Here is a 16,467-nt window from a genome sequence, read left to right on the forward strand (position 1 = left end):
GGCGCGGGCCGCGCTGCCGGGCGGTGGCGACGACTGGCGGGCGGGCCGCCGCGTCCACCTCGTGCTGCGGCCGGCCGCGCCGGAGCGGGTGCGCCGGGCGGGCGGCGTCGAGCAGGTGGCCCGGCGGGTGGCCCTGGCGCTGGTCGAGCACCCGGACGTGGCGCTCGCCTACTGGGACACCGGACTGGCCCGGCTGGTGGTCACCGCGACCGAGGACGCGCTCACCGACCGCGTGGTGGACCGGGCCACCGCCCTGGCCGAGCGGCACGGGCTGACCCGCGGGGCCGCCGAGGACGACGCCGACGACCTCGTGGAGGAGTTGTCCCACCCCGGCGACCCGACCTCCGTGCGGGTCGCCGCACTCGCGCTCGCGGCCGACGCGCTGGGTGTCGCCGCCGCGCTCACCGCCTCCGCGCGGCGGCTGCCGCCCGCGCCCCGCCTGATCACCGCCGTGGCGACGCTGCTGCGCGAGAATCCCGGCTTCCGGGCCTGGCTGCGCGAGCGGCTCGGCACCGCCCGGATGGACGTGACGCTGGCGGTCGCCAACGCCGCTGTGCACGGCGCCGGACAGAGCCCGGCCTCGCTGGTCCTCGACGGGGCGCTGCGCGCCTGCCAGTTGACGGAGGCGGTGGCCCGGGGGACCGCGTTCGAGGTGGTCCACGACCGGCTCTGCGCCCCGGACCGGGAGAGCCTGCCCGCCGGCGGTGCGCAGCGCCCGCCGCCGCGCCCCACCCCGGCCCAGGAGTACGCCGCCCACGCCTCCGCCGGCAGCGTCGCGGGCGCGGTGGCCGCCCTTCTCGTCAAACACGACCTGGGGGAGGCCGCCGAGGCGGTGCTCGCGGGCTCGCCCAAGGCCGCCCGTTACGGTCCCGCCGCCTTCCACGCCGTCCTCAGCGCCGCGCTGTCGCGCGAGGGCGTGCTGGTGCGCGACCCCGAGCGGCTGCGGCAACTGGAGCCGGCCGCCGCGGTCGTACTGCATCCCAGCGCGCTGCGGCGGCCCGGTGAGGGCGCCGACCCGTGGACCGAGCACGTGCTGGACGCGGCGCGCCGCGCCGGGCTGCGGGTGGTCATGGTGGAGGACCCGGCGCTGGCCGACTTCACCGGCCTCGCGGACCAGGTCGTCGACGCCGGGCGGCCGTTGCGGGCGGTGGTGGAGGCGCTGCGCGAGGAGGGCGGCGTCATCACCGTCGTACGGCCGCGTCCCGGCGGGGACGCGGAGGTGGCGGGGCTGCTCGCCGGGGACGTCGCCGTCGCGCTCGCCGACGGGGACGCCCCGGTGGCCTGGGGCGCGGACGTCCTCGCCCCGCACGGCCTGGCCGATGTGTGGCGGCTGCTGCGGGCGGTGCCCGCGGCCCGCGGGGTCGGCCGCCGCTCCCAGGTGCTCGCCCGTTCCGGGGCCGCGCTGTCCGGGCTGCTGGTGGCCGTGGGCGAGGCCCGCAGCCGGCGGGGTGCGCCGCTGCTGCCCGGTCTGCGGCACGCCCCGGTCGACGCGGGCGCGGCGGCGGCCCTGTTCTCCGGCGCCCGCGCCGCCCTCACCGTGGCCGCGGCCCGCGCGCCCCGCCCCCGGCCCCGGGTGGCCTGGCACACACTGGAGCCGGCCGACGTACGGGAGCGGCTGGAGCGGCAGCGGGAGCCGGCACCGTCGGCGGTGGAACGGCTGACCGGGCGGGTGCGGGCGGCGGCCGGGCAGGCGGCGCGGACGCCCGCGCTGGCGCCCCTGACCTGGACGGTGCGGCTCGCCGGGGCCGTACGGCACGAGCTGGACGACCCGCTGACCCCGGTGCTCGCCGTCGGTTCGGCCGCCGAGGCGATCCTCGGCTCGGTCGTGGACGCCCTGCTGGTCGTCGGCGCGCTGGACCTGAACGCGCTGGTCGGCGGGTTGCAGCGGCTGCGGGCGGAACGGGCGCTGGAGGGCCTGCTCGCCCAGCAGAAGCAGAAGGCCCGGCTCAGCGACGAGGAGGAGCCCGGCGGGTCGGACGCGGCCCGGGTGGTGGACGCCACCCGGCTGCACCCGGGCGACGTCATCGCGCTCGACACCGACGACGTGGTGCCCGCCGACGCCCGGCTGCTCTGGGAGGACGGCCTGGAGGTCGACGAGTCGGCGCTGACCGGCGAGTCGCTGCCGGTCGGCAAGGCGGTCGCGGCGACCCCGCACGCCCCCATGGCCGAGCGGCACTGCATGGTCTTCGAGGGCACCACCGTGGTCGCCGGACGGGCCCGGGCCGTCGTCGTGGACACCGGGGAGCGTACGGAGGCGGCCCGCGCGGTGTCGCTGGCCGCGCGCACCCCGTCGGCCGCCGGAGTGCAGGCCCGCCTCCAGGACCTCACCCGCAAGGCGCTGCCGCTGACCCTGGCCGGCGGGGCCGCGGTGACCGGCCTGTCGCTGCTGCGCGGGACGCCGATCCGGCAGGCGGTCAGCGGCGGGGTGTCGGTGGCGGTGGCCGCCGTGCCCGAGGGGCTGCCGCTGGTGGCGACGGTCGCGCAGCTCGCGGCGGCCCGGCGGCTCGGCCGGCGCGGGGTCCTGGTGCGCACCCCGCGCACCCTGGAGGCGCTGGGCCGCATGGACACCATCTGCTTCGACAAGACCGGCACGCTCACCGAGAACCGGCTGCGGCTGGTGCGGGTGGCGGGACCCGACGGCACCGTGCACCGCGCGGACGCGCCGGAGGCCGCCGAGGCGGTACGGGTCGCGGCCCGCGCCTGCCCCCGGCCCGACGGCGACACCACCCGGCCCCGGCACGCCACCGACGAGGCGGTCCTGGCCGCCGCCGGGGACGACCCGGGCTGGCGGCAGACCGAGGGGCTGCCCTTCGAGACCTCGCGCGGCTACGCGGCCGCGGTCGGGTCGGCCGTCCCCGGGTCGGCCGTCCCCGGGTCGGCCTCCGCTGGACCGGCCGCGCGGTCCGGTGCGGCAGGGGGCCCGCTCGTCCTCGTGGTCAAGGGCGCCCCGGAGACCGTGCTCCCCGCCTGCCACGGGATGCCGGCCCACGCGCTGGACACCGCCCACGACCTGGCCGCCGCCGGACTGCGCATCCTCGCGGTCGCGCACCGCCCGCTGGCCGCCGGCGAGGACCCGACGGCCCTCCTCGAACGCCCCCTGGACCGACTGGACCTGCGCTTCTCCGGGCTGCTCGGCCTCTCCGACGTGGCCCGCGAGACGTCCCCGGCGCTGGTACGGGGGCTGCGCGAGGCGGGTGTACGGCCGGTGGTGCTGACCGGTGACCATCCGGGGACCGCCCGCGCCATCGCCGCCGAACTGGGCTGGCCCGAGGAGACGGTCGTGGTCACCGGCGACGAACTGGCCGCCGTGGACCGCTCCGCCCGGTCCCGGATGCTGCGCGACGCCGACGTGGTCGCCCGGGTCGCGCCCGAGCAGAAACTCCAGGTCATCGAGTCGCTCCGGGACGCCGGACGGGTCGTCGGGATGGTGGGCGACGGCGCCAACGACGCCGCCGCGATCCGCGCCGCCGACATCGGCGTGGGCATCAACGCCCGCGGCTCGGCCGCCGCCCGCAACGCCGCCGACCTGGTGGTGACCGGCGACGACCTGCTGGTCCTGGTGGAGGCGGTGCGCGAGGGCCGGGCCCTGTGGCACAGCGTCGCGGACGCCATCGCCATCCTGATCGGCGGCAACGCGGGCGAGGTCGGCTTCGGCATCCTCGGTACCGTCCTCGGCGGCGCGGCACCCCTGTCGACCCGGCAGATGCTGCTGGTGAACCTGTTCACCGACCTGTTCCCGGCGATGGCGGTCGCGGTCACGCCGACGGGCGACGCCGAGGCGGCGGAACGCGACGCGAGCGCGCCCCTCGGTACGGCGATCCTGGGCGAGCCGCTGCTGCGGCAGATCCGGCACCGGGCCCTGACCACCGCGCTGGGCGCCACCGCCGCCTGGCTCCTCGGCCGCTTCACGCCCGGCACCGGCCGCCGCTCCACCACGATGGCCCTGTGCGCGGTGGTCGGCACCCAGCTCGCCCAGACCCTCGCCGACCGGCGCGGCAGCCGCCTGGTGCAGCTCACGTCACTGGGCTCCGCCGCCGCGCTGGTCGCCCTGGTCCAGACGCCGGTCGCCAGCACCCTCTTCGGCTGCACACCCCTCGGCCCCCTCGCCTGGGCCGGGGTGGCCGCGGCCATCGTCGCCGCCCTGCTCGGCCAGCGCGCGCTGCCCAGGATCGAGGAGACGGTCGCCGGCCACTGGCCGAAGGCGGCGGCCCGACTGCCGGCCCTGCCGTACTGAGATCCCCACGTACTGGCGTAAGGCCGAGGTCGCCGTACCGGCGTAAGGCCGACGTCACCACGTACAGACGGAAGGCCGACGTCACCCCGTACCGACGGAAGGCCGACATCGCCACGTACCGACGTGAGCCCGCACCGGTCTCCCCGGCCGCCCGCCCGGAGGGCTACGTGATGACCCGCGCCGCCTCCCGCACCTCCCGCGACTCCAGTCGCCGCGCCGCGCGTTCCGCCGACCGGCGGGCCCACGCGCCCGTGGTCAGGGCGCCCAGGACGAGGACCGTCAGCCCGCACCCGGCCAGGATCCACCAGCCGGGACGCGCGGCGGAGACGAACGTGCCGCGGTACGAGGAGGCGCCCACGCCCGCGGCCAGCACCGCGCCGATCACCGCGACGCCGAGGGTCTGGCCGAGCTGGCGGCTGGTGGAGGCGACGGCGGCGGCCACCCCGGCCTGAGCGCGGGGCATGCCGGAGACCGCGGTGTTGGTGATGGGCGCGTTGACGAAGCCGAAGCCGATGCCGAAGAGCACGTACCCGAGGAACAGGGTGACGTTCGACGTCTCCGCCTCGAAGGCGGCGAACAGCACCCCGCTCACCGTCATCGCGCCGCCCGCGATCAGCAGCGGGAGCCGCGGCCCCCGGCTGCCGACCAGCCGGCCGGAGAGCGGCGCGCACAGGAAGGTGGGTATCGCCATCGGCAGCATCCACAGACCCGCGTGCAGCGCGCTGAGCCCGCGCACGTTCTGCAGGTACAGGGTCGACAGGAAGAGGAAACCGCCCAGCGAGGCGAACGCGGCGATCGCGATCAGGGTGGCCCCGCTGAACGGCGCCGAGCGGAAGAACCGCAGATCGATGAGGGGCTCGGCGCGGCGCGGCTCGTAGATCAGCAGGCCGGTCAGCGCGACCAGCGCGAGCGCGGCGTACGGGAGCACGCTCAGCAGCCCGGCGGCGGGCGCCTCGATGATCGCGTACGTCAGGGAGCCGAAGAGCGCGATCACCAGCACCTGGCCCAGCGGGTCCGGGCGGCGCGCCTTGGGCGCGCGGGACTCGGGGACGAACCGGAGGGTGAGCAGCAGGGCGGCCAGGCCGACCGGCAGGTTGACCCAGAAGATCGCGCGCCAGCCGACCGAGTCCACCAGTACGCCGCCGACCAGCGGACCGGCGGCCATGGAGATGCCGACGACGGCCCCCCAGACGCCGATCGCGCGGGCCCGTTCGCGCGGGTCGGTAAAGGTGTTGGTGATGATCGACATGGCGACCGGGTTGAGCATCGAACCGCCCACCGCCTGCACCATCCGGAAGGCGATCAGCGAGGACAGATCCGGCGCGAGGGAGCACAGCACCGACCCGAGGGTGAAGATCACCAGGCCCGCCATGAAGACCCGCTTGCGGCCGATCCGGTCGGCGGTGGACCCCGCCAGCATCAGCAGCGCGGCCAGTACCAGGGTGTAGGCGTCGACCGCCCACTGGAGACCGGCGGTGTCGGCGTGCAGGTCCCGCTGCATGGCGGGCAGGGCGACGTTGAGGACGGTGTTGTCGATGCTCACGATCAGCAGGCTCATGCAGCAGATCGCGAGCACGAGCAGCCGTCGGCGGTGGCTCAGCTCGGGCATGGCCGCCATCGTACGCCCATTTCGATAGTGCGACTAACTAATGACTTATGCACGTTCATGATCCGGGGCGCGGCCGGGCACTCGCCGCGGTGCGGGACAATGGAGCAATGTCCACGCCCACGATGACCCCGACGACGCTGCGCGTCGGACCGCACACGGTGCAGCCGCCCGTCGTCCTCGCCCCCATGGCGGGGATCACCAACGCGCCCTTCCGGACCCTGTGCCGTGAGTTCAGCGGCGGCAAGGGCCTCTTCGTCAGCGAGATGATCACCACTCGGGCGCTGGTCGAGCGCAACGAGAAGACCATGCAGCTCATCCACTTCGACGCGACCGAGAAGCCGCGCTCGATCCAGCTCTACGGCGTGGACCCGGCCACCGTCGGCAAGGCCGTCCGCATGATCGTGGACGAGGATCTCGCCGACCACATCGACCTGAACTTCGGCTGCCCGGTGCCGAAGGTGACCCGCAAGGGCGGCGGCTCCGCGCTGCCGTTCAAGCGGAACCTGCTCCGCGCGATCCTGCGGGAGGCCGTCAGCGGCGCCGGTGACCTGCCCGTCACCATCAAGATGCGCAAGGGCATCGACGACGACCACCTCACCTACCTCGACGCCGGCCGGATCGCCGTCGAGGAGGGTGTGACGGCGGTCGCCCTGCACGGCCGGACGACCGCCCAGCACTACGGCGGCACCGCCGACTGGGAGGCCATCGCCCGCCTGAAGGAGCACGTCCCGGAGATCCCGGTGCTCGGCAACGGCGACATCTGGTCGGCCGAGGACGCGCTGCGGATGGTCCGCGAGACCGGCTGCGACGGCGTGGTCGTGGGCCGCGGCTGCCTGGGCCGGCCCTGGCTCTTCGCGGACCTGGTGGCCGCCTTCGAGGGCCGACCGGAGGACCGCGTACAGCCCACGCTCCGTGAGGTCGCCGACGCCATGGTCCGGCACGCCACCCTGCTCGGCGAGTGGATCGGTGACGAGGCCCGCGGCGTCATCGACTTCCGCAAGCACGTCGCCTGGTACCTGAAGGGCTTCGCGGTCGGCTCCGAACTGCGCAAGCGCCTCGCCGTCACCTCGTCGCTGGCCGACCTCCGCACCGGCCTGGACGAGCTGAACCTCGACCAGCCCTGGCCCACCGGCGCCGACGGCCCCCGCGGCCGCACCTCCGGCAACAACCGCGTGGTCCTCCCGGACGGCTGGCTGAAGGACCCGTACGACTGCGCGGGCATCGGCGAGGAAGCGGAACTGGACACGTCCGGCGGCTGACCGCGGGCCCGCGGCCTCAGTTCTTCTCCGAGGGGTGCGGGGTCGATCCGTAGGCCGTCAGGAAGCGGTCGCGGAAGTCGCTCATCGGCCACACCGGGGCGTCGTGCGCGGGCCGCAGGCCGTCCGTCCACCCCCAGCCGGCGATCTTCTCCAGCACCGCGGGGTCCTTCGCCACGACCGACACCGGCACGTCCCGGCCGGCGTCGTCGCCGCTGACCCGGGCGATGGGCTGGTGGTCGCCGAGGAAGACCAGGACGGTGTCCTCGGTGCCGTAGCGCTCCAGCCACTGGGTGAGGCTGGTCACCGAGTACTGGACGGACCTCCCGTACGCCCGCCGGGACCTGGTGGAGTCGGCGATGACGTCGGCCGCCCTCTCGCCCGCCTCCTCGACCGGGCCGAAGATCCGGCCGTCGCCCAGCTCGTCCCAGTCGACCAGCTCCGGCACCGGTGCCCAGGGCTGGTGACTGGAGGTCAGGATGATCTCCGCGACCAGCGGCCGGTCCCGCTTCCGGCCGTGCGCCAGACGCTGGAACGCCTCCAGGGCGTACTGGTCCGGCATCGTCGACCAACTGAACTTCGGCCCCCGGTAGCCGAGTTCGGACGCGTCGTAGACCCTGTCCAGGCCGTGGAACTCCGCCTCCGGCCACCGCTTCCGCACCCCCGGCATGATGCCGACCGTGTCCCACTCGCCGGTCCTGCCGAACGCCTTGGTGAGGGTGAGGTGGTCGCCGGAGGTCACCGTGCGGTAGCGCTGCTGGTTGTCGACCCACAGTCCGGACAGGAACGTGGAGTGCCCGAGCCAACTGCTGCCGCCGTACGTCGCCGAGGTCAGCCAGCCGCTCTTCGCCCGGAACCCGGCCTTCGCCAGCGCCGCGGTGTTCCCGGCCAGCATCCGCTCGACGCCGGGCGCGGTCACCGGGTCCTCCACGGCGCTGCGGCCGTAGCTCTCGACGAAGGTGAAGAGCACGTCCTTGCCGCGCAGGTCCGGCACCAGCTCGGCGCCGGGGGTGGCGCCGAAGGTGTCGGCCTTCGCCTCCTTCTCGAACGCGGCCTCGTCCCGCAGGGTGTCCGCCACCCGGCGGACCTGGCTCCGCACCGCCCCGGTGGCCCGGTCGGAGGCGACGGGCAGACCGGACGTCTGCAGGCCCAGCGCCGAGCAGGTGATCCAGACGGCGGCGGCGAGCAGCGTTCCCCGGTGCGCGCGGGCCGGGTGCGCGGCCAGCACCTCACCGAGCCGGACCGCCGCGAGCGCGGTGAGCACGGGTACGCCGAGGGCCAGCAGCGACGCCGCCACCAGCGCCCCGGCGGCGGCGGCCCCGCCCAGCGAGTCCGCGACGTACGCCCGCGCGTCGTCGAGCAGTTCCCAGTCGAGGACGAGGTCGAAACCCCGGCCGAGGTAGTCGCGGAACCCCATGTCCAGGAGGTTCAGGAGGGTCAGCACGCCGAGGCCCGCACCGGCCGCCGCGGCCACCGCGCGCCGCGCCCGGCCCGGCAGGGCGAGCAGCAGCACGGCCCCGACGATCGCCTCCGCCGGCAGCCGGGCGAAACGGTCCGGGTGCAGCGCGGCGAGGCTGTTGGGCAGCAGCAGCGACCCGAGGACGAGACCGGCGGCCAGACCGGTGCCCGTCCACCGCAGCGCGAGGGCCGCACGGGGACGCCGGTCCCGCCAGCCACGCCGGCCACGCCGGCCACGCCAACGGCCGAGGCGGGCGGCGATGCGGGAGCGGGCGGAGGCGGGGACGGGAGCGGGGGCGGGGGCGGGGGGTTCTTCCGCGTGGTCCGGCCGATCCGTTTCCGCCTGCGCCGGCCGCGGCGCGCGCGAGAAGACAAGCACCCGAGGGTCCCTCCGTACGAAGCCCGTTCGTGCGGCGGATCCGGAGTGGGGGCCCGGATCCGCCACCCTCCCCTACGGACGGACACCGGCATGCGTTCAACCGGCCCCCAGGGCCGTTCCGGGACGCGGGGCGGTACCGGTGCGCGGTCCCCCCCCGAAGCCCTACGCCAGACCCACCGCGGTCAGCAACGCCAGCGGCGCGGCCGCGGACCGGGACTCCCGCACACACCCGTGCGGGCACGGCACCGGCTCCGGATGGCTCTCCCGCCCGTATCCCGCCCACACCTCCGGCAACCGGTGCCCCACCGCCGCCGCCGCGTCGACCAGCCCGTGCGCCACCGTCCGCGCCTCGTCGTGCAGCCCGTACCTGGCCAGCCCGAGCGCGATCATCGCGTTGTCGTGCGGCCACACCGATCCCCGGTGCCGCGACAGCGGGTGGTACGCCGGCTGCCCCGCGGCCAGCGTCCGCACCCCCCACCCGGAGAAGAAGTCCGGCTCCAGCAGCCGCCGCCCGACCAGTTCCCCGTACTCCTTGTCCAGCAGCCCCGACCAGAGCAGATGCCCCGCGTCGGAGGCGAGCGCGTCCACCTGCCGCCCCTCGCCGTCAAGGGCCAGCGCGGGAAAGGAGTGCTCCGGCATCCAGAAGTCCCGCTGGAACCGGTCGCGCAGATCCCCGGCGGCCTGCTCCAGCAACTGCGCGTACACCTCGTCGGCCCACACCGTCCGGGCCAGCCACGCCGTCCGGCGCAGCGCGTCGTACGCGTACCCCTGCGCCCCCGCCGCCATCACCGCACCGCTCGGCCGGGTACCGTCGGCGGAGCAGATCGCGCCGGGGGAGTCCTTCCAGTTCTGGTTGGCGAGGCCGCCCCGGTCGGCGCGGTAGACCAGGTAGCCGCGCGAGGTCAGCCCGCCGTGGTCCAGCATCCAGCCGACCGCCGCCCGCGCGTGCGGCTGGAGCCGGTGCGCGGTCACCGTGTCCCCGGTCCGCTCCACGTACGCGCCGAGCAGCACCAGGAAGAGCGGCGTGGCGTCGACCGAGCCGTAGTACCGCCCGTACGGCACCTGCCCGAAGTGGGCCAGCTCCCCGCGCCGCACCTCGTGCACGATCTTGCCGGGCTGGGCCACCGGGTCCCCGCCGAGGACGGTCCGGGAGGTGGCCTGGGTCGCCGCGAGCGCGGCGAGGGTGCCGGCGGCCGGGCCGGACCGGTAGGGCAGCGTGAACAGGGAGGTCAGCAGGGCGTCGCGGCCCAGCAGGGTGAGGAACCAGGGCGCGCCGCCCGCCGGGACGCGCAGTTCCTCGCCGTCCGGGCCGGTCGCCGGGACCTGGAGCGCCGCCAGGTCGGCGAGCCCCCGGGCGCAGGCGGTGGCCAGCTCCGGCCATCCGGTGGGGAAGGCCACGTCCCGCGCGAACGCGGCCTCCTCGGCCAGCGACCGGGCGCCGACCGCGGCGGGGGAGTGGGGCACCCGCACCGCCCGCCGGTGTCCGTGCGGCCGGGCCAGTACCCGCAGCAGCAGTTCCGCCGTGCCGTGCGGCGCGAGGTCCAGGGCCCACACCAGGCGGCGGGCCCCGGTCCCGGTCTCCTCCACGGTGTCCGGCGCCGGCTCGGACGTCACCGTCGTCAGGGAGTGCCATTCGCCGCGCCGGTAGCCGAACTCCACGCCGTGCGGCAGTACTTGACGGGTGCGGGTCGCGCCGGGTTTGGCGTAGGTGCGGTGGTCGGAGCGGAGTTCGAACTGGTCGGCGAAGTCGGCGTCGGCCGTGACCGCGAGATGGACCGTGGTCGGACCCGGCCGGTTGCTGGTGATCCGCAGCGCCTCCACGAACGAGCCGTCACCGGCGGCCTGTTCGCGGAAGAGCGTGTACGCCGGCGGATCGTGGCGCCCGCCGCGCGGCACCAGCACGCAGCGGGCGGTGTCCTCGCCCGCGACGGGCGCGAGGGTCTCCGGCACGGAGCCGTCGACGGTGAGCTGCCACCGGCTCAAGTGCCGGGCGTCGCGCACGAACAGCCCGTCCGGGGTGTCACCGTCCGCCACCCCGCTGATGTCCCCGCGGTCCCCCACGGCCGCGAACGTCGAGCCGCGCATCAGCAGATGCTGTCGTCTTGTCATGTCCCGTCCCCTCCCGTACTCGGTATCACAGTCGGTGCGACGGCCGGCCCCTCGGCCGGTGCGACGGCCGGCACCTCGGGCGGTACAACGGTCGGCACCTCGGCCGGTGTCGCGATCGGCACCCCGGTCGGTGTCACGGCCGGCGCCTCGGCCGGAATCCCGGGACGCCCCGGCCGGTGATCCGGCCGTCGTCGCGGAGCGGGCCGCGCGGGCGCGCCCCGGGCGGGAGCGGCCCGCCATACTGGTGCCGCGGGCGCGGGAGGGGGTCCAGGTGGGCGGTGGAACGGGCGTTGGCGGATCGGTTCGCGAGCTCCACTCAGGTCCCCCCGAGGACGTCCGGCCGGCCGGACGACGGACGGCTACCGTAGAGTTACGTCTACTTAACACGCATAACCCACTATGTAATGCAGGGTGGGGAAACACAAGGGGGTGCGCATGACGGAACGCCCCGGCAGAACCGGCGTGACCGGGAGAACCGCCGCCGGTGCCGGCACCGCCCGTACCGCCACCCGGACCGCGACCCGGGCCGGCGGTCAGGCGAGCGCCGGCGACCTGCTCGAACTGGTGCGCAGCGGGCGGGCCACCACGCGCGGCGCCCTGCAGCAGACCACCGGGCTGTCCCGGGCCACGGTGGGCCAGCGCCTGGACCGGCTCTTCCGGGCCGGCTGGCTGCGCGAGGGGGCCGGTGGTCCCGTCGACTCCCCGCTCGGTGGACGCCCGTCCATCACCCTGGAGTTCGACGACGCCCACGCCGTCGTCCTCGCCGTCGACCTGGACACCCGGCACGCCCGCGCCGCCGTCCTGTCCCTGACCGGCGAGATCCTCGCCGAACGCACCGGCATCCTGGTCGTCGAGGACGGCCCCGACGCCGTACTGGGCGAACTGGGCGGGTGGTTCGCCCAGTTGCTGGAGAAGGCGGGGCGCGGCGCCGACGAGGTGTGCGGCATCGGCCTGGCGGTGCCCGGGCCGGTCGACCGCGAGAGCGGCCGGGTGGTGCAGCCGCCGATCATGCCGGGCTGGGACGGCTACGACATACGGTCCAGGCTCGCCAGGTCCGTCACCGAGCACACCGGAGCCGGGCCCGTGCCGGTCCTCGTGGACAACGACGCCAACCTCATGGCCTTCGCCGAGCAGCGCGCCTCGCACCCGGACGCCTCGGCGTTCGTGCTGGTCAAGGTGTCGACCGGCATCGGTGCCGGGGTCGTGGTGGACGGCGCCATCTTCCGGGGGACGGACGGCGGCGCCGGGGACATCGGCCACATCCGCGTTCCCGAGGGCGCCCGGTCGCTGTGCCGGTGCGGCTCGTACGGCTGCCTGGCCGCGGTCGCCAGCGGCGGGGCCGTGGCGCGCCGGCTGGCCGAGGACGGCGTACCGGCCGCTTCCGGCTCGGACGTGCGCGGACTGCTCGCGGCCGGGCACCCGGAGGCGGTCGCGCTGGCCCGGGAGGCCGGGCGGCTGGTCGGCGACGTGCTGGCGACGGTCGTGACCCTGCTCAACCCCGGTGTTCTGATGATCGCCGGAGATCTGGCCGGAACCCCCTTCCTCACCGGCGTGCGGGAGTTGCTGTACCAGCGGGCCCTGCCGCGTTCCACCGCCCACCTGGAGGTGGTCACCTCGCGGCTCGGTGAGCGGGCCGGGCTGATCGGGGCGGGAGCGCTGGTGGTGGAGCACCTGTACGCGCCGGACCGGGTGGAGGAACGGCTGCACGCGATGGGCGTGTGACGGGTGCGTTTCCGTTCCGGGACGGCTGAGAGAACGTCCCGAACGGGCGTCCGCATGGTGACATTCCGGCACCCGGAGCGGCGTGATTCTCGCCACCCTTGATAGGGGCGGCGCTCAGATGAGCAGTGGAACATCGACTGCACTTCTCCAAGGGGTGGCACTCAGTGCCACCCTCTGATCGTTCATCGATCGAACTCAAGCGAGAGCAAACCGGCTCATGTGAGCGCGAGTGGCCGTGTGCCGGGAGTGCTTCCGTTCAAGAGGTGAACGCGGTGCTCGTCCGGTGCTTGCCAACCCTTGACTTTCGATCCCCTGGCGGACGAACGGTTACGGGCACATGACACGTAAGTGGACCTCCCCAGAAGCCTTTGATCTGGGTAGATTCCTCGCCGTCAGGGCAGCCACCGCGTCCTCGAGGAGTCGAGACCCGTGTCGGAAAACAAAGATCTCCAGGGAGCCGAGCCCGGCACCCGCGTTGAGGACGTGAAGTTCGTCTACGACTTCACCGAGGGCAACAAGGACCTCAAGGACCTCCTCGGGGGCAAGGGTGCCAACCTCGCCGAGATGACCAACCTCGGCCTCCCGGTCCCGCCCGGCTTCACCATCACCACCGAGGCCTGCAAGGTCTACCTGGACAGCGGCGACGAGCCGGCGGCACTGCGTGACGAGGTGAGTGCGCACCTCGACGCCCTGGAAGCACAGATGGGCAAGAAGCTCGGCCGGCCCGACAACCCCCTCCTCGTCTCGGTCCGCTCCGGCGCCAAGTTCTCCATGCCCGGCATGATGGACACGGTCCTCAACATCGGCCTCTCGGACCAGTCGGTGAAGGGCCTCGCCGACCAGGCCGGCGACGAGCGGTTCGCCTGGGACTCCTACCGCCGCCTGATCCAGATGTTCGGCAAGACCGTCCTCGGCGTCGACGGCGACCTCTTCGAGGAGGCGCTGGAGAAGGCGAAGGCGGCGAAGAAGGTCACGGTCGACACCGAACTGGAGGCCGCCGACCTCAAGAAGCTGGTCGCCACCTTCAAGAAGATCGTGCGGAAGGAGGCCGGCCGGGACTTCCCGCAGGACCCGCGCGAGCAGATGGACCTCGCCATCCACGCGGTCTTCGACTCCTGGAACACCGACCGCGCCAAGCTCTACCGCCGCCAGGAGCGCATCCCGCACGACCTGGGCACCGCCGTCAACGTCTGCACCATGGTCTTCGGCAACCTGGGCCCCGACTCCGGCACCGGCGTCGCCTTCACCCGCGACCCCGCCTCCGGCCACCAGGGCGTCTACGGCGACTACCTGCAGAACGCCCAGGGCGAGGACGTCGTCGCGGGCATCCGCAACACGGTCCCGCTCGCCGAGCTGGAGTCGATCGACAAGAAGTCGTACGACCGGCTCATGCAGATCATGGCGACGCTGGAGAACCACTACAAGGATCTCTGCGACATCGAGTTCACCATCGAGCGCGGCCGGCTCTGGATGCTCCAGACCCGTGTCGGCAAGCGCACGGCGGGCGCGGCCTTCCGGATCGCGACCCAGCTCGTGGACCAGGGTCTGATCGACGAGGCCGAGGCGCTCACCCGGGTCAACGGCGCGCAGCTCGCCCAGCTCATGTTCCCCCGCTTCGACGACGAGGCCAAGGTGGCGCAGGCCGGCCGGGGCATCGCGGCCTCGCCGGGCGCGGCGGTCGGCAAGGCGGTCTTCGACTCGTACACGGCCGTGAAGTGGTCCCGCTCCGGTGAGAAGGTCATCCTGATCCGCCGCGAGACCAACCCCGACGACCTCGACGGCATGATCGCGGCCGAGGGCATCCTGACCTCGCGCGGCGGCAAGACCTCGCACGCGGCCGTGGTCGCGCGCGGCATGGGCAAGACCTGCGTCTGCGGCGCGGAGGAGCTGGAGGTCGACACCAAACGCCGCCGGATGACCGTCCCCGGCGGACAGGTGGTGGAGGAGGGCGACATCGTCTCCATCGACGGCTCCTCCGGCAAGGTCTACCTCGGCGAGGTACCGGTCGTGCCGTCCCCGGTGGTCGAGTACTTCGAGGGCCGGATGCACCCGGGCGCCGACGACGCCGACGAACTGGTCGAGGCCGTCCACCGGATGATGGCCTTCGCCGACCGCAAACGCCGGCTGCGGGTGCGCGCCAACGCCGACAACGCCGAGGACGCGCTGCGCGCCCGCCGCTTCGGCGCGCAGGGCATCGGCCTGTGCCGCACCGAGCACATGTTCCTGGGCGACCGGCGCGGTCTGGTGGAGCGCCTGATCCTGGCCGACACCGAGACGGACCGGGAGGAGTCCCTGAAGGAACTCCTCCCCCTCCAGAAGCGGGACTTCGTCGAACTCTTCGAGGCGATGGACGGCCTCCCGGTCACCGTCCGCCTCCTCGACCCGCCGCTGCACGAGTTCCTCCCCGACATCACGGAACTCTCCGTCCGGGTGGCCCTCGCGGAGTCCCGCCAGGAGCCGCACGAGAACGAACTCCGCCTCCTCCAGGCCGTCCACCGCCTGCACGAGCAGAACCCGATGCTGGGCCTGCGCGGGGTCCGGCTCGGGCTGGTCATCCCCGGCCTGTTCACCATGCAGGTACGGGCGATCGCCCAGGCGGCGGCCGAGCGCAAGGCGGCCAAGGCCGACCCGCGCGCGGAGATCATGATCCCGCTGGTCGGCACGGTCCAGGAGCTGGAACTCGTCCGCGACGAGGCCGCCCAGGTCATCGCCGAGGTCGAGGCGGCCACCGGCACGAAGCTGAAACTGTCGATCGGCACGATGATCGAACTGCCGCGCGCCGCGCTGACCGCCGGTCAGCTCGCCGAGGCGGCGGAGTTCTTCTCCTTCGGCACCAACGACCTCACCCAGACGGTGTGGGGCTTCAGCCGCGACGACGTGGAGGCGTCCTTCTTCACCGCCTACCTGGAGAAGGGCATCTTCGGCGTCAGCCCCTTCGAGACCATCGACCGGGACGGCGTCGGCTCCCTGGTCGCCGCCGCCGCCCGGGCCGGCCGCGCCACCCGCCCCGACCTCAAACTCGGCGTCTGCGGCGAGCACGGCGGCGACCCGGAGTCCGTCCACTTCTTCCACGAGGTGGGCCTGGACTACGTCTCCTGCTCCCCGTTCCGCATCCCGGTCGCCCGCCTGGAGGCAGGCCGCGCGGCGGTCCGCGCCGAGGGCAGCGACCACCGCTGATCCCCACGGCCCCGGGGCCGTTGCCGGTCACCCGACCACCCTCACCGGTCGGCGGCGGCCCCGGACCGCGGCGAGGGGCGGCACCCGTGCGGGGGCGCCGCCCCTCGCCGCACGCCGGCGGGTCAGGACGGGCCCGCGTGCCCGGCCCGCCCCGCCCTGAGCAGCAGGAGCGCGGCCCCGGCCGCCGTGCCCACCGCGCCGGCGGCCAGCAGGCCCCCGGAGGAGCGCCAGGACAGGACCGACCACCGCGACCGGGCGGAGAACAGCGACCCCGTGCTCAGCCACGAGCCGGTCGAGATCAGCGACAGGGCGCTCCCGAGGGAGCCCACCGACAGGGCGCTGCCGATCGAGCCGACCGACAGGGCGGACCCCACCGACCCCACGGACAGCACGGACCCCACCGATCCGACCGACAGCACGGAGTCCTGGGACCACAGCGACAGCACGGAACCGGACGACCCGCACCGACGGCCCGTCCCCGCCCACGTCTTCTCCGTCATACGGCCATCCTGTTCTGCGTCAT

The 16,467-nt window shown here is 74.5% G+C and carries 8 protein-coding genes; 4 read left to right on the forward strand and 4 right to left on the reverse strand.

Going from position 1 to position 16,467, the window contains the following annotated elements; translation table 11 throughout:
• The coding region (locus tag ABEB00_RS19735; protein ID WP_345621188.1) for a cation-translocating P-type ATPase at nucleotides 1-4,234 on the forward strand (4,234 nt) is incomplete at its 5' end.
• A gap of 163 nt (nucleotides 4,235-4,397) precedes the next feature.
• Here ABEB00_RS19735 and ABEB00_RS19740 read toward each other — a convergent pair.
• A complete protein-coding gene (locus ABEB00_RS19740; protein WP_345621190.1) occupies nucleotides 4,398-5,843 on the reverse strand; it encodes an MFS transporter in 1,446 nt (481 codons plus the stop codon).
• A 107-nt stretch (nucleotides 5,844-5,950) separates the two neighbouring features.
• Here ABEB00_RS19740 and dusB point away from each other — a divergent pair, with 107 nt between their 5' ends.
• Nucleotides 5,951-7,102 (forward strand): tRNA dihydrouridine synthase DusB, encoded by a 1,152-nt coding sequence (gene dusB / locus ABEB00_RS19745; RefSeq protein ID WP_345621191.1) that lies wholly within the window; start codon nucleotides 5,951-5,953, stop codon nucleotides 7,100-7,102.
• Nucleotides 7,103-7,118: 16 nt separating this feature from the next.
• Here the strand turns inward: dusB and ABEB00_RS19750 are convergent, their stop codons facing one another.
• On the reverse strand, nucleotides 7,119-8,936 hold the full coding sequence (locus tag ABEB00_RS19750; protein ID WP_425586530.1) for an alkaline phosphatase family protein: 1,818 nt from the start codon (nucleotides 8,934-8,936) through the stop codon (nucleotides 7,119-7,121).
• Nucleotides 8,937-9,098: 162 nt separating this feature from the next.
• Complete coding sequence (locus ABEB00_RS19755) at nucleotides 9,099-11,045, reverse strand: amylo-alpha-1,6-glucosidase (protein WP_345621193.1); 1,947 nt, start codon at nucleotides 11,043-11,045, stop codon at nucleotides 9,099-9,101.
• Between the two features lie 435 nt (nucleotides 11,046-11,480).
• Here ABEB00_RS19755 and ABEB00_RS19760 point away from each other — a divergent pair, with 435 nt between their 5' ends.
• Both ABEB00_RS19760 and ppdK read left to right on the forward strand, forming a co-directional pair.
• On the forward strand, nucleotides 11,481-12,767 hold the full coding sequence (locus ABEB00_RS19760) for an ROK family protein (RefSeq protein ID WP_345621195.1): 1,287 nt from the start codon (nucleotides 11,481-11,483) through the stop codon (nucleotides 12,765-12,767).
• Between the two features lie 429 nt (nucleotides 12,768-13,196).
• Nucleotides 13,197-15,944, forward strand: coding sequence for a pyruvate, phosphate dikinase (gene ppdK, locus ABEB00_RS19765; protein ID WP_425586531.1), 2,748 nt, complete (start codon nucleotides 13,197-13,199; stop codon nucleotides 15,942-15,944).
• A gap of 122 nt (nucleotides 15,945-16,066) precedes the next feature.
• On the opposite strand, the gene ABEB00_RS19770 is transcribed toward ppdK, so the two are convergent.
• Nucleotides 16,067-16,444: a hypothetical protein gene (locus ABEB00_RS19770; RefSeq protein WP_345621196.1), complete on the reverse strand. Its 378-nt coding sequence runs from the start codon at nucleotides 16,442-16,444 to the stop codon at nucleotides 16,067-16,069.
• Nucleotides 16,445-16,467: the final 23 nt, after the last annotated feature.

It is taken from the genome of Streptomyces ziwulingensis (assembly GCF_039542605.1).
Taxonomy (GTDB): Bacteria; Actinomycetota; Actinomycetes; order Streptomycetales; family Streptomycetaceae; genus Streptomyces; species Streptomyces ziwulingensis.